The 18,974-nt window shown below is 40.1% G+C and carries 13 protein-coding genes (1 of these 13 running past the window's edge); 6 read left to right on the top strand and 7 right to left on the bottom strand.

Annotation, left to right across the window (positions count from 1 at the left end):
• Both CRI9333_RS23010 and CRI9333_RS23005 read right to left on the bottom strand, forming a co-directional pair.
• Window positions 1-492, bottom strand: the beginning of a protein-coding gene (locus CRI9333_RS23010; RefSeq protein WP_015201155.1) for an ISNCY-like element ISCep2 family transposase. It extends 921 nt beyond the left edge of the window; only the first 492 of its 1,413 coding nucleotides appear in the window; it begins with the start codon at window positions 490-492; its stop codon lies off the left edge, out of view.
• Between the two features lie 272 nt (window positions 493-764).
• Window positions 765-2,261 (bottom strand): ABC transporter permease subunit, encoded by a 1,497-nt coding sequence (locus tag CRI9333_RS23005; RefSeq protein WP_015205562.1) that lies wholly within the window; start codon window positions 2,259-2,261, stop codon window positions 765-767.
• Between the two features lie 275 nt (window positions 2,262-2,536).
• Here CRI9333_RS23005 and CRI9333_RS23000 point away from each other — a divergent pair, with 275 nt between their 5' ends.
• Window positions 2,537-3,298, top strand: coding sequence for an amino acid ABC transporter ATP-binding protein (locus CRI9333_RS23000; RefSeq protein WP_015205560.1), 762 nt, complete (start codon window positions 2,537-2,539; stop codon window positions 3,296-3,298).
• A 324-nt stretch (window positions 3,299-3,622) separates the two neighbouring features.
• Here CRI9333_RS23000 and crtH read toward each other — a convergent pair whose 3' ends face one another.
• Complete coding sequence (crtH, locus tag CRI9333_RS22995; protein ID WP_015205559.1) at window positions 3,623-5,161, bottom strand: carotenoid isomerase; 1,539 nt, start codon at window positions 5,159-5,161, stop codon at window positions 3,623-3,625.
• Between the two features lie 443 nt (window positions 5,162-5,604).
• Between crtH and upp the strand changes: the two genes are divergently transcribed.
• The 3 genes from upp (at window position 5,605) to CRI9333_RS22980 (ending at window position 7,109) form a co-directional block, all read left to right on the top strand.
• Window positions 5,605-6,255: a uracil phosphoribosyltransferase gene (upp, locus tag CRI9333_RS22990; RefSeq protein WP_015205558.1), complete on the top strand. Its 651-nt coding sequence runs from the start codon at window positions 5,605-5,607 to the stop codon at window positions 6,253-6,255.
• A 142-nt stretch (window positions 6,256-6,397) separates the two neighbouring features.
• A complete protein-coding gene (locus CRI9333_RS22985; RefSeq protein ID WP_015205557.1) occupies window positions 6,398-6,739 on the top strand; it encodes a hypothetical protein in 342 nt (113 codons plus the stop codon).
• 82 nt (window positions 6,740-6,821) lie between these two features.
• Complete coding sequence (locus tag CRI9333_RS22980; RefSeq protein WP_015205556.1) at window positions 6,822-7,109, top strand: YggT family protein; 288 nt, start codon at window positions 6,822-6,824, stop codon at window positions 7,107-7,109.
• Between the two features lie 44 nt (window positions 7,110-7,153).
• On the opposite strand, the gene CRI9333_RS22975 is transcribed toward CRI9333_RS22980, so the two are convergent.
• Window positions 7,154-7,600, bottom strand: a complete 447-nt coding sequence (locus CRI9333_RS22975; protein WP_015205555.1) for a hypothetical protein — start codon at window positions 7,598-7,600, stop codon at window positions 7,154-7,156.
• Window positions 7,601-7,940: 340 nt separating this feature from the next.
• A complete protein-coding gene (locus CRI9333_RS22970; protein ID WP_015205554.1) occupies window positions 7,941-8,648 on the bottom strand; it encodes an LmeA family phospholipid-binding protein in 708 nt (235 codons plus the stop codon).
• 384 nt (window positions 8,649-9,032) lie between these two features.
• Here CRI9333_RS22970 and CRI9333_RS22965 point away from each other — a divergent pair, with 384 nt between their 5' ends.
• A complete protein-coding gene (locus tag CRI9333_RS22965; RefSeq protein WP_198013594.1) occupies window positions 9,033-9,593 on the top strand; it encodes a superoxide dismutase family protein in 561 nt (186 codons plus the stop codon).
• Window positions 9,594-9,599: 6 nt separating this feature from the next.
• The gene (locus CRI9333_RS22960) at window positions 9,600-10,319 is read left to right on the top strand and encodes a hypothetical protein (protein WP_015205552.1); all 720 of its coding nucleotides are present in this window, start codon (window positions 9,600-9,602) and stop codon (window positions 10,317-10,319) included.
• Between the two features lie 166 nt (window positions 10,320-10,485).
• Here CRI9333_RS22960 and CRI9333_RS22955 read toward each other — a convergent pair whose 3' ends face one another.
• Window positions 10,486-14,127: a hybrid sensor histidine kinase/response regulator gene (locus tag CRI9333_RS22955; protein ID WP_015205551.1), complete on the bottom strand. Its 3,642-nt coding sequence runs from the start codon at window positions 14,125-14,127 to the stop codon at window positions 10,486-10,488.
• Between the two features lie 218 nt (window positions 14,128-14,345).
• Window positions 14,346-18,944: a GAF domain-containing protein gene (locus CRI9333_RS22950; RefSeq protein WP_015205550.1), complete on the bottom strand. Its 4,599-nt coding sequence runs from the start codon at window positions 18,942-18,944 to the stop codon at window positions 14,346-14,348.
• Window positions 18,945-18,974 lie beyond the last annotated feature (30 nt).

Genomic DNA, 18,974 nt, shown 5'->3' with positions numbered 1-18,974 from the left:
CAATAAGCTATTATCAGAAGGAAAGTGAATATTGGTTGATACAACTGTACCATCAGTTCTAACCTTTTCACCTTGGGTAACTTCTAATTGCGTTGCTAACTCAGTAAGACGTTGATTAAATTGCTTAAGGGTTTCAGCTTTAATTAAATTCGCCCAGCGAATCAATGTACTTTTACTAGGGAGTTGATTGAAGTAGACTCGACAGAATTGCCTTAATACTAAATTTTCATTAACACGATTAAGAATCTCTTGATAACTTATCTGGTAGAGATGTTTCAGAACCAGTAACCTGAATATAACTTCTACAGGAGTGGAATTTCTACCTGTTTCCTTGGTTTTAGGATAACGTTTTGATAAATCAGATTCTAGGTATTCATATAATTGTCTATCTCCTAAAATCTTATCAATCTCATCTAATTCCGCATTATTCAATCCGCTTAATTTCAGTAGACGGCTGAAGCGAGGATCAATGGTATATTTTTGACGTAACACAATAGTGTTTATGATCAAATTTGATGGCTGCCAGATATTCTAAGCCATAGACATCAGAAAACAGCAATAGAGTATTTCCTCATGCTCTCTTTTAGATGAGAATGATTATCAAGTGGTTCCTAAGTGGCGATCGCAGGAAGTTTTGCACCGGGAACTAGTCTAAAGTCCAGATATAAGTTTTAGGTTAAAAGTGATAGTTAAATGGGCAGAGCTATTTCATTAGCAAAAATGAGAGGGGAGCAATATAACTAGCCTATTCTTGAGATTATTTATTAGTTTGATGTGTTTTTGACTGGATTCATTAAACGCTCTAAAAAACTAAACAGGTATGAGGATAAAACTGTTAAACATAAGTAAATTAAGGCAATAGCTGTATAAATTTCAAAGGCGCGATAGTTATCTGCAACAATTAATTGACCTTGCCGAAATAGCTCCTCAAATCCAATTATTGCAACTAAGCTGGTATCTTTAAGTAGAGTAATAAATTCGTTGCCTAATGGTGGTAACATTCTTCGCAATGCTTGAGGGAAGATAATATAACGCATGGTTTGGCTTGAACTCATACCTAGCGATTGTGCTGCTTCTGCTTGCCCTGGCTCGATTGATTGGATACCTGCACGCACTATTTCAGCTAGATAGGCAGCACTATTTAAACTTAGTGCGGTAACAGCGCCTACTAAACGATCTAAGTTGAAATTTAAGCCGAATTCTTGCATTAGTGCAGGTAGGCCGAAATAAATCATAAAAATTTGCACTAGCAGGGGTGTACCCCGAAAGAAATCAATGTAAGCTCTAGCAGCCCAACCTATGGGTTTAACTTTTGATAGATGAGCTATACCTATTAGTGAACCAGCCATCATTCCTAAAAAGACTGATAAGGCGGTTAGCTGAAGAGTAACTAATGCACCACGTAGTAAGTTGGGAAGAGCAGTTAAAATTACGCTAGGAGATGATAAAACTCCTGTGGAGGTAGCACCTGGTAATGTTTTTGGGAGTTGAGGGGGCTGAGTGTTAAACCACTTTTGGTAAATTTGGGCGTATGTGCCATTGTTTAAAATGCTTGTTAAACCTTGGTTTATAGTTTTGAGATTAGGAGAGTTCTTGGCTGTAGCGATGCCATAGTATTCTTCTGTAAGTAGCTGGCTGACTATTTTAATTCCTTGAAGATTACCAGTTTTAAGTGCGTAGAGGGTTACTGGCGCATCGTTGATTACAGCATCAACGTTGCCATTAAAGAGTTCTTGAAGGGCTAAGGGGGCGGAATCAAAGGTGCGAATTTGGACACCAGGAATAGTTTGAGCTTTTTTAGCGCCAGTTGTGCCGATTTGGACGGCAATTTTCTTATTTTTAAGGCTGTCAAAGTTGATGATGTCGCTATTGTTAGCTCGAACAGCGATCGCCAGTCCTGCTTTAAAATAAGGTTGGGAAAATGAAATAGTATTCAGGCGTTCTGGTGTGATAGTAATGGCACTGATAGCTGCATCGACGGTTTTTGACTGCAATGCTGGGATAATTCCGTCGAAAGGTAAACTCTGAAATTGCACATTAAAGTTAGCAGCTTTGCCAATAACATTGATTACATCAATATCAAATCCTTCCAATTTACCGCTAGCTGCTTGTACCTCAAAGGGAGGAAAAGCTGGTTCGGTGGCAACTATTAGTTGTTTAGCACTCCCAGCAGGATTAGGATTCAGGCTACAGCTAGTTACTAAGGCTAGACAGCTTAAGGAAATCAATAGCTGACGTAAAAACCGAATAAATTTAGTCATATTGTTTTTTGTCCACTCGTAGCGATAATGTTGCTAATGTAGTACCGTTGACACAATTAAACATTTACTAAATAACCAATGGAAATTAATGAGGATGTACTAAATTTAATTGCAGGTGGACTGGCGATCGCCATTTTTATCGGTGGAATCTTAATGATGTTCAGTACTGTGTGGACTACTAAGAAAAAATAACTGAGGTCTGTCATTACAATTTGCTAACTTTAAACTACTTGCCCTTGGGTATTAAATTTTACATTCAGTAAATATAAATCAAGATGAATGCTTCTTCTGCCGCTATCTCCTTTGATAATATTGAGAAGAATTTTGGCTCGCTGAGAGTACTACAAGGTATCACAGGCGAAATACACCAAGGGGAAGTAGTGGCAGTAATTGGTACTTCAGGCTGTGGAAAAAGTACTTTACTGCGTTGCTTCAACCGCTTGGAGACAATTGACGGGGGAAATTTAGTCGTTAATGGTATAGATTTATCCCGTTCTCGTCTTACCTCCAACCAACTGCGGAGACTACGGACAGAGGTGGGGATGGTATTTCAGCAGTTTAATTTGTTTCCGCATCTAAGTGTTTTAGGCAATTTAACACTTGCTCCCTCTAAGGTTTTGAAGCGATCGCCCAAGGAAAGTAGCAGACTAGCTAGGTTCTATTTGGAAAAAGTCGGGGTTGCAGATAAGGCGAATGCTTATCCTGAACAATTATCGGGTGGACAAAAGCAACGGGTAGCGATCGCGCGTAGCTTATGTATGAACCCCCAAGTTATGTTATTTGATGAACCTACAAGTGCGTTAGATCCAGAACTGGTGGGGGAAGTACTGGGAGTTATGCAACAACTCGCACAAGAAGGAATGACAATGGTAATTGTCACCCATGAGATGCAATTTGCGCGTGAGGTAGCTAATCGCGTATTATTTTTAAATCAAGGTCGTGTGGAAGAAGAAGGTTCAGCACGAGAAGTGCTAACCCAACCACAGAGCGATCGCCTCAAGAGTTTTTTGAGTCGAATGAGCTTTGTAAACAATTAAACATAATTTTGTCAAAAAAATGCCGTAATTTTCATCTTTTGACAAATAATGGCAATTGTTAAGTTTACTCCCTTCCCACTATGGCGAATACCTATTTTTAAAACCGCCAAGACGCAAAGAACGCCAAGGAAAAAGAAGAATATAATCGGTAATCTTTTAGTGGGAAGGGAGTAAACTAAATAGCGATCGCACCCTAATATCTCGTCTGTACTAATTTGTGGTTGTTATAGCCGTAGCCAGATAGGTTAGAACATTTGATATTCTGAAACCCTGACGGAGAAATGCTTTGAAAAAAGCTGATAGCTGATAGCTGACTGCTATATATTACATTCCCAAATCCACAGCAATGCGATGAGCGCAAGCAAATCCTGAAAATGCCACAGCATTTAACCCTTGCCCTGGAAAGGTACTATCCCCTACACAGTACAATCCTGGGATAGCCGTCCGATTAAACGGCATTCCCAATAATCCTAATAACTTGCGGCGGGGTATTGGACCATAAGTGCCATGTTCACGCCCCAAAAAGCGACGGTGAGTGCGGGGTGTTCCCACCTCCATATAGTCTAAACCTGCATCTAAACCTGGAAAAATCTTCTCTAAGCGTTCAATAATTCGCCCAGCAGCTTCTTCCTTTTTCTCTTCGTATTCTGTTGCAGATAGTTTTTGCCAGTCTTCAATCCAGCTAGGCGTGAACGTATGAATAATATGATGTCCTGCTGGTGCTAAATCTGGATCTAAAAGCGTGGGAATAGACACAAAAATAGTACCTTCTGGTGCTTCCATTTTTTGCCAGTCTTCCAGCAAAATGTGGTGACATTCTGTACCAGGAGATAAAACATCTGCCTTTACCCCCAAATGTAAACTTAAAAAACTAGGTGACTTTTGATAACGCTGCTGCCAGCTTTTCTCTGCTGCTGGCATTTCTTCTACTGGTAGTAATTTTTCAAATGTATCCCAGCGAGTAGCATTAGAAACAATTCGCTTCGCGTGATAAACTTTACCATCAGCTAGTTGTACTCCGACAGCACGATTCTTTTGTTTAAGAATCTTTGTCACCTTAGCTTTGTATTGAATTTTTCCACCAAATTTCTCTAGTCCTTCTACTAACTTTTGGGCGATTTGTCCTACGCCTCCCTTGGGGTAGTTAATACCGCCATAGTGCCGATCTGAAAATACCATTCCGGCATTAATCATGGGTGTCAAATCTGCTGGAACAACTGACCAGCAATAGCACTCCATATCAATAAACTTTAATAAAGTGGGATCTTTTATATAACGTCGAGCAATATCACCTGCATTTTGTGGTAGATACTTGACTAAGCCCAAACAAGCTAATGGATGCTGGAAAAATACTCTTGTTAAATAACGAGGTTCTTCCAGTGATAGCAAATCCATTGCGTTCAAGCAATTAAATACTTTCCAGCACTCGTTATAAAACTGACGAATCCCTTGACGTTCGTGGGGGAAATATTCTGTTAGTTCTTGCAAAAATTTATCATAATCTCGGTGAACCTTCAGGTTTAACCCGTTGGGGAGGTGGTAATCAATCTGCACCGAGTCAGGAATAGTTTCTATACTCATATCCACAGCTTTGAGAGCGCGGGTAAGCAGATTTGTTGTACCTTGATCGCCAAACCCAAAAATCATTGAGGCTCCTACATCAAAGCGGTAGCCTTCCCGCTCAAAGTAGCCAGCACTTCCCCCAGGGATTAAATAACTTTCGAGTACTAAAACTTTAGCGCCTTTGGCAGCTAGTTGAGTTGCTGTTACTAAACCCCCAATACCTGATCCAATCACAATGACATCAAAAACGGTTTGATCGGGTTTATCTTCAAGGAAATAGGAAATAGAAGTGGCAGGCATGGAGTCAAGAGATTTTGAGTTTGAAATTTTGGGTGAGCTTTAGCTCTAAGGCAAGAAACTTGATCTTGCAAATATTTAACTTATCTGAGTTTACAGCGTGACTGGACTAATGCCTAATTCTTAGAGCAATGCTTGTCAAAAAAAAGCGGGGACGAGTCTGCTCTTGCTTACCAGTCCCACCTGCCGATCCTTAATTTGAGAGGAGAACACTAAACACAATATATCCTTATTGAAAAATGCTGTCAATAGTAGTGAGATAAATTATCAATAAATTATCTAATTGGGAGCTAAGAAGCCCAACAGGTAAGATGATCAGAACCAGAAAAGCGTATGATTAACAGGCATCTTCTTGATTCTCTGACCCCCGAACAAAGCTTTAACAGGGGGCTGTATCTAAGTTCTAGGTTGTTACTCCTAAATTTTAAGTTTAAAATCGGTTGACTATGGCTATACAATTACGTATTCATGTTCCACCTCATCCTCTAATTAAGCACTGGTTGGGAGTTGTGCGTGATGCCCAAACGCCAACAACTTTGTTTCGCAGTGCGATGACGGAATTGGGGCGGTGGCTTACTTATGAGGCAATTAGAGACTGGTTGCCAAGTATTGAAACAACTGTACAAACTCCATTAGCGGAATGCCCTGCAACTTTTATTAATCCTCAAGTACCAGTAGCAGTAGTGCCAATTTTGCGGGCGGGGCTGGCGTTGTTAGAGGGGGCGCAGCCTTTATTACCACTTGCTTCAATTTACCATTTGGGGATTGTGCGTAATGAGGAAACGCTTGAGCCTAGCTGTTACTTAAATAAATTACCAGAACAATTTGACCCCGAAACAAGGGTTTTAATTACAGAACCAATGTTAGCGACTGGGGGAACAATTATGGCTGCTATGACAGAATTAATTAAACGTGGTGTTAATCCAGCTTTTGTGCGAATTATTTCTGTAGTTGCTGCTCCACCAGCTTTGCAACAACTGGGAACGCATTATCCTAGCTTGGTTATTTATACTGCGATTATTGATGAGGGGTTAAATAGTAAAGGGTTTATTGTACCTGGTTTGGGAGATGCAGGCGATCGCACTTTCGGCACTTAAGTTTAGGACTGAGTGAGGGGTGAGGGGTAAATTGGTGATTTTTGTGAAGATGCGCCACCCCTAATTTGCGTATGCAGCTAGGTCAACCAGGCGATAAGCTGAAATTAATCTCAAATCTCAAATCTTTAATTTCTTTCTTGATATGAGTCAGCGCGATGGTTTTACAAGTGGATTCTTGCTTGGAACTATACTAGGTGGTATAGCTGGTGGAGTTGTTGGGGCGCTATTTGCTGCTAAACAAACTTCAGAAGCCGAAGAATCGGAGCAATCTTTAATTAATCCTACTTTGTCCGAAGGTAAGCCGAGAAAATCTAGGCGACGGCAACTTAGCGAATCTGACAGTATTGAAACTTCTCGTCGCAGTTTAGAGGATAAAATTGCTCAACTCAATACAGCGATTGATGAAGTGCGGTTATCACTAGGGAATGTCAATGGTAATGCTGTGGAGATAGATCAAGAGCGATCGCGCGGTATTGAATCCTAAAGTAGCATCTCTTCTCCACTGTTGATACTGCTGAAGTAAGCTAGAAGTAAACAGATCCGTTACTTAATAAACTGTACTATCCATGAGTTCATCTGCTGCCCTGCTAACTACTAGCATCTATTACTTCCTGCAAATCTATATTTTTCTGCTGGTGGTTCGGATTCTTTTGACTTGGTTTCCTACAGTCGAGTGGATGAATCAGATTACAGCTACATTGAGTCCTCTGACTGACCCCTATCTCGATTTATTCCGTTCTTTTATTCCACCTTTGGGCGGTACATTGGATATCTCTCCAATGTTGGCAATTTTTCTGCTGCAAATTGTGGCAGGACTATTTACTCCTGCAATCTCATCAAGTGTTGGGTTTTAAATCCGATAGGGGTTGCAATTGGTTTGATTAATTGCGGTAGGATGTCAACGGCGAACTCTACCGCTAAATCCTGCTGCTTTGAATTGTTTGAGTTGCAGAGGTGTTGGTAAATTCGCAGGTACAGTGATTCTTAATTCAAAATCGCTAATGCCTGGTGGTAGTTCTTCGATCAAACCTAGACGAGTTCTGTTTTGCATGACAGAATTGTTGTCAGCATCATAAATACGACCAAAAATATCGGCATCGTATACAGATTTACCTGATTTATTATCTGCTTTGCCTGTGATCATAAAACAGTTGGCTGCGTCAGTAACTCCACCACTGGTGACAGCACCTTTTGAGAACTCTGCTGGACATCTGTGGTATGACAAGTTAGAAAGTTGTATTTGAGTTAGTGCTAAGGCAGGGGGAGTAAATACCCAGCTTGCAAGCCAAACAAGCAAGGAAATAGCAAAGACAGCTAAATGTCGAAAACTTCTTAACTGCACCATAAGTTACCCTTGTCGTTCACTTCAATTTTCAGCTTATCGCGAATTTGGAGGGAAAATTTTTATGATCCGTGTTAGTGCAGCGAAACTGGTTTTAGAGTCTTTGGCAACGTACTGTAGCTAAAGTATACCCCTCCCCAACCCTCCCCTTATAAAGGGGAGGGAGCAAGATGATAATGCGGGTATCTTCATAACCAACAGGATATACTTACCAACGCTTACCTCGTTAAAAGGAGGGGGCAAGATGATAATGCGGGTATCTTCATAACCAACAGGATATACTTACCAACGCTTACCTCATTAAAAGGAGGGGGCAAGGGGGTTGGCAAAATTATTAATTATATTAATTTGTGGGAAAATGTTCTATCTGGGTGGCTGCTTGCACTGTAATTTTGCCTGCTTCGATATCAAGCTGTTGAAAGTGAAAAGCTGTACCACGATTGGCAATGTCGCTTAGGCTCAAGATGTCGCTTACTTGTTGGCTGACTGCGTTGATTAATTCAGTTGGTAGTTCTTTACCTTCAACCTGACGTTGCTCTAGCAGAACCCTACTGCCATCGGTCGTAATTTGGGGTGTGGCGGTGCAAGTTCCAGATTCAATTTCTTCAGCATTTATCCAATCAAAGTGGAATACCATTGCCCTATCTGCCCGTAGCTGGCAATTGATTTGCCTTAGCCCAAAGAAATGAAACTGTTCCTGTGATGAAGATACCAGTTGGGTGTTGAGTGCATTGGTTAACTGTTCTTGATCGAGAGCCATTTGCATCCGTCCAACGGATGGATGCAGTAATTCGATTTTTCGGTGCATTATACTTTCGGTATTGACAGCCGATGACCCGATATCGAAGCGCAAGAAAGCTACGCGCAGGTGTTGGCGCAGGAGAAAACCGTACATCTCAATAGCTAACCCATCGAGTTCGCCACGAGCTAATTGTTTGAGGTTGGCTTTAACTCTAACTTGCAGATGTTCGGCATCAATCAGATTTGACAACACCAGTTCAATGAATTTATTAACTATCTGTTCTCCAAACTTGATTTTTTCTGTAGTCACGCTTAATTTTTGTTTGTTGTGTTCTACTTACTCAATTTTAGCGACGAGGATATTAAACTTAAACTGACAAAAGCATTAATTGTTTGTACTTTAGGACTTACACAGAAATCATCCACATCTGTCAGGGCGGGTTTATCTATATCAATTTTGGAAGCAGAAATTTTTGGTGCAACCCGCCCCTACAAGCATAATTTTACTGTTGGCGTAAGTCTTGTACTTTCAAAGCGGGGATGAGATTTTAACAGATAGCACAGACAACAGTAGCGAGAGTTAAACTTTAAGTGTTGTCTAAGCTTACTCTGTCCGTAAAATCTCAGTGCTTTTAGACCTGTGAGTATCAATATCTAAATATAAGGGAGTTGAGTTGAAATGCCCAAATTTATTATGTCTGCAATGCTTTTAGTTATCTTAACTAGCTGTACGGAAGGAAACCGTCCACAGACAGAAGTTTCTCCCGCAGCAACGCCCATTACTAAATCCTCTGCTCAGGAAGCACAACAAAAAGCAGTGGCAACGCTGCAACCTACAGCAGGTAATAAGGCTGCTGGCACTATAGCCTTTACACAAGCAGGAGATTCAACTTCAATTAAGGTGGATGTAACAGGTTTGGCTCCTGGTAAACACGGTTTTCATGTCCATGAAAAAGGCGATTGCAGTAGCAAAGATGCTAAATCGGCAGGAGACCATTTTAACCCGACCAAACAGCCTCACGCTGCGCCGACAGCAGCAAAACGCCATGTGGGAGATTTAGGAAACTTAACGGCTGATAGTACAGGTAAGGCAACAACACAACTGCAAGATTCGGCGCTTCGTCTATCAGGTGAGCAGTCTATTATTGGTCGCGCGGTGATTATTCACGCTAAAGCCGATGACCTTAAGAGTCAACCATCTGGTGATGCAGGTGGACGGCTGGCTTGCGGTGTGATTAAAGCTACAAACTCTTGATGAATTATGCTGAATTTATTCGTTAAAGGTATTACTACTGCCACTTTAACTGTGATGCTGAGTTATTTGAACAGCAATTTAACAGCATCACTGGCAACATTTGACTTAAGGCAGTTGCTTTCTTCCGATAGTGCGATCGCGCAAGTGCTGACTGGTCAGTTCGTATCAACTTCATCTCAAGATACCCTAATTATTCCAGGGAGTCGAGTTGGTGCAGTAACGAGCAAGACTACACGAAAAGATTTAGTTAAATTATTCGGTGCATCCCGTCTGAAGGATGGCAGCATTTATGGCGCTGAAGGCATTGGGAAATTTTCAGTTACTAGAGTCAATCTTGGGGCTGAAAAATCATTTACTGTAGTTTGGAGTAATAACGCTAAAACTAAACCTGTTTCTGTGACTGACTTGGGAACTGCGTGGAAAACTCCTGAAGGTATTGGTGTAGGAACTTCTTTGACTCAATTACGCCAAAAGTTGGGAGAGTTTAAACTTTTTGGGCTTGGTTGGGACTATAGTGGGACAGTTTTGTTAGAAAAAACTAAATTATCTCGCTATCATCGCAAACTGATGATACAGGTAGAAGCTGCTCCTAATGCTGCTAACAAGTTTCCGAAGGATTATCGAGTTGTGAGTGGCGACCATGAACTCTATTCAAATAACCCTCACTGGAAACCTTTGGGAATTAGGGTAGGCGAAATAAGTGTAGTGCTGAATTCCTCAAAATAAGCTGTTAATTTGATGTTTTAGGGGGAGAGGAGGGAGGAGGGAGGAGAGAGGAGAGAGGGTTTGATAACTTTTATCTAAATGAAAAATCTACAAGTTTATTTGCGCCTTAGCTTAATTACAAAGATAGTTTGGGCTTCATTTTAGCTGAATTTTTGTCTAATTTTCTTTATTTCATTAAGTTAGTGATGGTGTTCAGAAGTTCTTGCTGTAAATAGGGTTTGGTAAGGTAAGCAGAAGCACCTAATTCTAATGCTAAGAGTCGATGCTTTTCACTGTTACGTGAGGTGAGCATCATTACAGGGATTTTATTTAATTCTGGATCTTGAGTACGATGGTTTAAAAATTCAAAACCATTCATCCTTGGCATTTCTATATCACAAATTACTAAACTAATATCTGAAGATTTCCGAAGTTGTTCTAATGCTTCTTGACCATCTTGCGCTTGTAAAATGTGATAACCTGCTTTTTGAAGGTGCAAGGTTAATGTTTGTCTGTGACTAAGAGAGTCATCTACTACTAAGACGGTTTTAGGGTTGAAGGTGACAGCAGGTGGTAATTCTCGGACAGTATTTGCTGTTCCTGCGGGTAGGGCTTTTGATGATACGTTTGATGCGGAAAGCAAGTTACTTTGGTTGTTAGGTGAAACTTGATGCTCTAGTAGTACTGCGCCGTCAATTGCTAGGAGGAGATGACCATCGCCTAATATACTACAACCAAATATATAGTTTGGTGTGGCGATCGCACTTCCTAATGGTCTAATTACTAATTCTTGTTCACCAATAATCTGATCGATTTCTAGTGCTAATAAACCTGTGGTTCCACGCAGTAAAAATAATTGCAGATTATCTGTTTGACTTTTTTGCTCAGACTTAATACCAGCAGTTTTATCCTTAAATAAGGATGAATACTTAGCAAAATAGTTATAGTTAATCAAGTCTGAAAGTTTATAAACAGGTATAGCTACTGTATTTTGTTCTTGTTCTTTAGCATAACCTTGTTCATATAGCAATATTTTTTTGTCTTCCCATACCTGAATTTGTTCGGATTTAGCCAGAACTATTTTGACGATAGATTCTGATAATAAGGCATAATTAAAATTACCTGCCTGACAGACAAAAAACTTTGCACTGGTCAGAGAAAAGGGAATTTGTAGTGAAAATATAGTTCCCATTTGTGGTTGCGATTCAACTGTTATAGAACCTTTCAAACTTTGTAACTGGTTGCGGACAATATCTAACCCTATCCCTCTACCAGAAAGATCGCTAATTGTACGCGCTGTAGAAAACCCAGGTTCAAATATTAAATCTAATAACTGAGATTTGGAAATTTGATTTATTTGTTCTGGGCTGATAAAATTTAGCTCGACTGCTCGTTGACGGATCGAGTCAAAGTTTAATCCTTTACCATCATCTCTAACTTCAATGATTGTTTGATTGCCTTGATGATAGGCGCGAATTTCAATTTGACCTGTTTTGGGTTTTCCTTGTTCAACACGGTTTTCAGGCGCTTCTATGCCGTGATCAAAGGCGTTTCGGACTAGGTGGAGTAGTGGTTCATAAAGTTTTTCGGCGATCGCTTTATCAACTAAAACCTGACTCCCACTAAATTTTAATTCTACGGGCTTGTTTTTAGCGATCGCTAATTGTTCCACCATCCTCGAAAATCGCCCAAATATCTCCCCTATAGGCAACATTTGCACCGCCGTCATGTCATTTCTCATGTGCGATAACAAGCGTTGTTGCCTTTCTAGGGTATGGCTAAATTGTTTGGTAATTTGGTCGATTGTGTCTGTTACTGTTTCTAGTTGCAGCGTTTCTTCTATTGCAGTAATAAATAACCGATATAATTCTGTATAACGATCTAATTCTAATGTATCAAAAGCGGTTGATTGGTTATTGCCTAATTGTGCTAACTGCATATTAGGTAAAAGCAGTTGTTCTAAAGCGATTATGCTATCGTTTTTAATACCATTTGCAGGTAAGGTTAATAATTTATTTGACCAATCACGCAATTTATTAATTGTTTGTTGGTGTTGTTTGAGGTTAGCACGAAGTTGATTAACTGCTGCTTGCAAATTCTCATCTTGAGCAATTTGACGATTTTGATTAATCAGCAAATTACTAGCTAAATGATTGATTCGTTCTAGTTCCTCTAACTCAACTCTGACAAATTGATTACCCGTTTTGCTAGTATTTTGTTGATGAGGTAATGTGGGATGATTAACTTGGTGTTTTTCTCGCTGTTGATCTACGTTATTAGTGGTTTGGTTAGGTTCAGATATTTTTAATTCTTCGGTAAAAGGAACTACTTCTGGGGCTGTACTTATTTCGATTGAGCTATTTTCTGATTGAGAGGGGCTACCCCAAATTTCGTCAATTAAAGTATCTTCTTTACTGAAAGCATCGGAAAATTCTGGGGAATGTTCTTCTAAAATAAAAGTATTAATTAGAGGTTGCTCTAACCAGTTTTTTTCTAAATCACTTAGGGGAGGACTATTTTTATATTCTTTAACAGCTTTAATAAGTCGGCGTTCTAAAATTTGTAGTAGAGGTAAATTGCGGTAATCTGCTAGGTTAGTAACTTGATTGGCATACAAAAATTTAGCGATCGCTAAATTTACTGTGAGTAATGCTGCTTTTTGATAAAGTCCTAATGTCGGGCTATCATTGGGATCTTTAATTGCATCTATAAAACTGCTCACCCAATTATCTATATATTTAGCAACAGTTTGAGCTTCTTGAGTGGCTGTTTCTTGGTCTTCTGTGTCTTGTTGTAAAACTTGGGGAACAAGTAAATTTAAGGAAAGATCTGATTGGGGGATATTTTCGTAATGATCAAACCAACCTAAGCAAGTGCGAGTTGCTTTTAAATAAAACTGAGATAATTTTTGATGTAATTTATTTTGAGTGTTAAAGCGATCGCTGATAATAAATTCCCGAAACTGCTCAAGCTCGGTTTCTACATTTTGAGAATTAACTGGTATTTCCCCGGCTTCACTGCTAATTCCTGCTAATTGCTGCAATGCCTCTGATGGTGTGCCGCCATCTATGCGATCGCCTGATAAAATATTCTGTTGCCCTTCCTTAAAATTAGCTAAAGCAATCTCAGCAATATTTAATGCTTGATCGGGATGAGCTTCTATTGCAGTAATTGTAGCTTGAGCGATCGCACCAAAACCAGATAAATTAAAAGACTCTGCTAACCCAATAAATACTTCTGCTTCCGAGCGTAATAAATTTGCAATATCAGATAAACTATTTTCTGTTGGCTCGCTGCTTTTAGCTTGTGCGATCGCATTAGAAAGGTTTTCTAACCGTTGCTGCACTCCTATCTCAAATATAGATTGCACAACATCAAACCCTAATTCCGCAGAACTAGGTATTTGCGCTGGATCGCTTAAAAAGTCACCAAGTTTTTCCTCTAATTGGATAAATACCGCACTAGAATGATTAAGAGCTTGCTCCTTATTAATAGTTCCTCCATTAAGTTGCAACATTAAAGGTTCGCGCAAGCATTCGTAACCTTGTAGCAGCAATGATTGCAACTTGGCATCAATAACTAATTCGGGGTTATAAAGAGCTTTAACAACATCTTCCAAAGAATGGGCAATAGTTTGAATTACCTCTAACCCCACATTCGCCGATGCCCCTTTCATAGTATGGGCTGCCCGCATTAAATTATGTATTTTAGCGGTACTACGGTCTTCTAAAAGTGTGAGAATTTCTTGCTCAATCACTTGTAATAATTCTGGAGCTTCACTTTGAAAATAAAAATAAGCTTGCTCCTGTATACTTTCATCGGTGATCATATTAGCTTCTTTGGATACCTTTGCGCCTTTTTAGATCTATTGTAAAAATTAATACTCTTGGTTTTTTATCGCAGATGTAAGCAGATGGACGCAGATTACGCAGATGTGTAATCAAATTTTATGCCCTGATGCAAGAGGTTTAATCTCCCAAGAACCTTTGCGTCCTTTGCGTTGAAAAAAGAATCAAACGCAAAAGACGCATTAACCAATAAACGCCCTTAATTCACCTTAAACTTAGCAGCACTCGCTTGTAAATCTTGAGCGGTTGCTAGTAAGTCTTGGAAGTTAGATGAGATTTGAATTGAATCTTCAGAAGTTTGGTTAGCGATAGTCGCAACTTGGTTCATAGTTTGAGTAACTGTTACAGATTGGTTTGTTTGAATTTGAGTAGCTTCGGTGATGTTTTCTACTAACTGACTAATTTGAGATGTAGCTGCCGCGATCGCATTCAAATTTTGTCGAGTTTCATTCACTAAATTTGTCCCCTCGACTACCTGTTGAATACCTGTTTCCATTGCTGCGGCTACTTCCCCAGTTGCACCTTGAATTTCTTCAACTAGCTTCTCAATTTCAGTAGTAGCTGCTGCTGACTGACGCGCAAGACTTCGCACTTCGTCCGCAACCACCGCAAACCCCCGCCCGTATTCTCCCGCACGAGTTGCTTCAATTGCAGCATTCATCGCCAACACATTTGTCTGCGTAGCAAAGTTACTAATTAACTGCACAACTTTAGAGATTTTTTGGGAAGATTCACTTAACTGCTTAATCTTCTTCCCTGTTTGGGAAACTGTTTCGCGAATCTCAGAAATCCCCTCAACTGTGCGGTTCATTGCTGCATCCCCAGATTGTACTGTTTGGTTGGCTTGCTGCACTGCCTTTTCTACTTGCCGTGCGTCTTCTGCTACCGCTTGGGCAGAATGAACCATCTGCTGAATTTCTTCTAAAGCTTTGTTAATTTCTTGGAACTGTTGCTGCGCTTGGCTAGATAGTTGTCCAATTGAGGAACCACTATTGCTAGAAGTTTCTGCTACTTGTTTAGCCGCAATCTGTACTTGGGTAACAATTTTCCGCAGGGCTTGCAGGGTGTTGTTATAAGCATCAGCAATTGTGCCTAGTTCATCTTCAGTAATCGGCGCACGTACTGTTAAATCACCGTCTAAAGCTGGACGCACTGCTTTGAGCAATTGTAAGGCGCGTTGCTGCAATAACTCTTTGGCTGCTTTATCTTTTTCGGCTGCTTGTGCTAATTGTTGGGATTGCGTCTGTAGTTGTTGTAAATATTCTGCTTGTTGAATCGCTACACCAATTTGAGCAGCAACTTGTAGCATTAACTCTACTTCATACTGTTCCCAATGGCGCGTTTCTTTATTTTGGAACGCAGATAGTAATCCCCACAATTCTTGCCCTTTAAAGATTGCCACGACAATGCAAGCTTTAACATGGAACCCTTCTAATGCTTCTACATGGCAATCAGTTAAGCCACCATTGAAGACATCATCCACTACTAACACTTCATTGTTACGGAATCTGCCACCTTGATGCTCATTTAAATAGGGGTCTTCCCATGCTGTGAGGCGATCGCGCCCTACCAGTTTCGGTTCGCCTGGGGCTTCTGATTCCGCAATGAAGTCTCCGAAGTAGTCGGGACGGAATTTATAAACTGCTACCCGATCTACTTTAATTAAGCTTCTGACTTCTTGGGTAGTTGTTCTAAATATAGTTTCCAGGTCGAAGGATTTGCGAATGCGATCAATTACTTTAGTCAGAGTGCGATCGCGTTCTGATGATTCTGCTAATTTCGCTGACTGTGTTTGTAGTTGTTGCAAATACTCCGATTGTTGAATTGCTACCCCAATTTGAGCCGCCACTTGTAGCATTAACTCTACTTCGTACTCTTCCCAATGGCGCGTTTCTTTATTTTGGAAGGCAGATAGTAATCCCCACAATTCTTTCCCTTTAAAGATTGCTACTACAACACAAGCTTTAACATGGAAGTTTTCTAATGCTTCTACATGGCAATCTGTCAAGCCACCATTGAAGACATCATCTACTACTAACACTTCATTGTTGCGGAATCTGCCGCCTTGATGCTCATTGAGATACGGGTCTTCCCATGCTATCAGGCGATCTAATCCAGCTAGTTTCGGTTCTCCTGGTGCTTCTGATTCGGCTATGAAGTCTCCAAAGTAGTCAGGACGGAATTTATAAATTGCTATGCGGTCTACTTTGATTAAATTCCTAACTTCTAGAGTGGTAGTTTTAAAGATGGTGTCTAAGTCAAATGTTTGGCGAATGCGATTAATTACTTTAGTTAAAGTGCGATCGCGTTCTGATGCTTCTGCTAATTTCGCTGACTGTGCTTTTAATTGCTGCAAATATTCCGCTTGTTGTATCGCTACCCCAATTTGAGCCGCCACTTGTAGCATTAACTCTACTTCGTACTCTTCCCAATGGCGTGTTTCTTTATTTTGGAAAGCAGATAGTAATCCCCACAATTCTTGCCCTTTAAATATGGCTACTACAACACAAGCTTTAACATGGAAATTTTCTAATGCTTCTACATGGCAATCTGTCAAACCGCCATTGTAAACATCATCTACTACTAACACTTCATTGTTGCGGAATCTGCCACCTTTATGCTCATTTAAATAGGGGTCTTCCCATGCTATCAGGCGATCTAATCCAGCTAATTTCGGTTCTCCTGGCGCTTCTGATTCGGCAATGAAGTCTCCGAAGTAGTCGGGACGGAATTTATAGATTGCTACGCGGTCTACCTTGATTAAATTCCTAACTTCTAGGGTGGTAGTTTTAAAGATTGTGTCTAAGTCAAATGTTTGGCGAATGCGATTAATTACTTTAGTTAAAGTGCGATCGCGTTCTGATGCTTCTGCTAATTTCGCTGACTGTGTTTGTAGTTGTTGCAAATATTCTGCCTGCTGCAACGCCACACCCAATTGGTCGCCAATTTGTGCTAACAAAGCTACTTCTGCTTCTTCCCATTTGCGCGTACCTGAGTTTTGGTAAGCGCCTAGCAAACCCCAAAGTTTTTCACCTTGATACACAGGGACAATTGCATAAGCTTTAACTTGGGATTCTTCCAACACCTCCATATAACAAGGTGAAAACCCAGCTTTGTAGATATCTTCTACAGCAAAAGTTCCTTTCTCACGAAAACGACCGCCTTCTGTTTCTTGTAAATAACTATCAGCAAGCCTTCTTTTACCTAAACCTAAGTTTTGTACAGCATGACAATTACTTTGGTTCGCTTGCAAACCTTCTAAATTCGCGCTTTTTTGTAATAAAGGAGTCCATTCCGCCCCTACAGACTCTAAAACAAATTCACCACTCCAATCATCGTTAAAACGATAAACTCCCACACGATCAACTTTAAGTAACTCCCGCACATCCCGTGTAGTTGTCTTAAAGATCGTGTCAATATCTAAAGATTGGCGCAAGCGATCAATCACTTTCGCGGCTGCCCTCTCCCGTTCCGTCGCCTTGATTAATTGCTCAGATTGCCCCTGCATCTGCTTTAAGTTCTCAGATTGTTTGAGTGCTACCCATAATTGCCCAGCAATCTGATTGAGCCATTTTACTTGTGATTGTTGCCAATGGCGAGGTGCAGAATTTTGATATACACCTAATAAACCCCAAAGCTGTTCCCCAACAAAAATGGGAACTATTACATAAGCTTTAACTTCAAATTGTTCTAATATATCTACATGGCATGGTGAATGACCAGCTTTGTAGACATCATCAACTACAAAAGTTTCGTGATAGCGATAGCGCCCGCCTTGGGTTTCTTGGAGATGGGTATCCGCCCAAACTGTTTTTATTCCTGGACCCACTAATTTTGTCCAATTACCGCCTACTGACTCAACAATAAATTCGCCACTCCAGTCAGGAGCAAATTGATAAACTGCTACACGGTCAACTCGCAGTAAGTTACGAATTTCTTGAGTTATGGTTTTAAAAATTGCATCTTGATCTAGAGAGGAGCGAATTTTATCAATTACTTTACCAACTGCTCTTTCTTTCTCTATTTGTTGTTGAATTTGTGAGCGGAATTCAAGCTGTTGTAGGGTAATAGTTAATTGATTACTGATTTGATCAATTAAGTTAATTTCTGTTTCTTGCCATTGACGTGCTTCAGCGCAATTGTGTACTACTAATAATCCCCAAATTTGGGCATCAACTACAATTGGGACAGTAACACTAGCTTGAACTTGAAATTTTTCTAGCAGTTGTCGCTGATAAGGCGTAATTGTAGCGTGATTAATATCTGCAACAACAACTTCACCTTGCAGATATTCTTCAGGTTGATCTAATCCAAATGTCAGCGTTGGTAAGTTTTCATTTAACGCAGGTGTCCAACCGCGTTTAAGTGACTCTGCTACTACAGTTCCTTTTTCACCTGCTGCACCAAAGCGATAAATGAGAGTGCGATCGCATTGCAATATTTCCCTAACTTGCGTAACAGTCACATTCAGCAGTTGGTCTAACTCTGAGCAAGATTGTAATTGAGATGCGATCGCTTTTACCTGTTGACGCTGATTTAATAACTGTCGTTGACTAGCAGCTATCAAACTATCTTTAAATTCTTTTGGTACTGTTTCAATAAAATTTTCAACTTCCTCAAACTGTTCGCTGAGATTATGTTTAGTCAGCCATCCATCTCCTTCTAATTCCTCTTTTAACTGGTTAACAGCAGCTTGAATCTGTGCAGTGCCATTATTGAGCAAGCTTTGATCACTATTATTAACTTGCGCCAATTTATTACCTTCAAGTTTTTGATTTATTTCGTTAAAAATTGTCATGGTAGATCCCTTAGTAATCAAAAAAAATTG

The organism is Crinalium epipsammum PCC 9333 (assembly GCF_000317495.1).
Lineage (GTDB): Bacteria > Cyanobacteriota > Cyanobacteriia > Cyanobacteriales > PCC-9333 > Crinalium > Crinalium epipsammum.
Note: the sequence above shows the minus strand (reverse complement) of the source record. Positions and strands in the feature narration are given on the sequence as shown.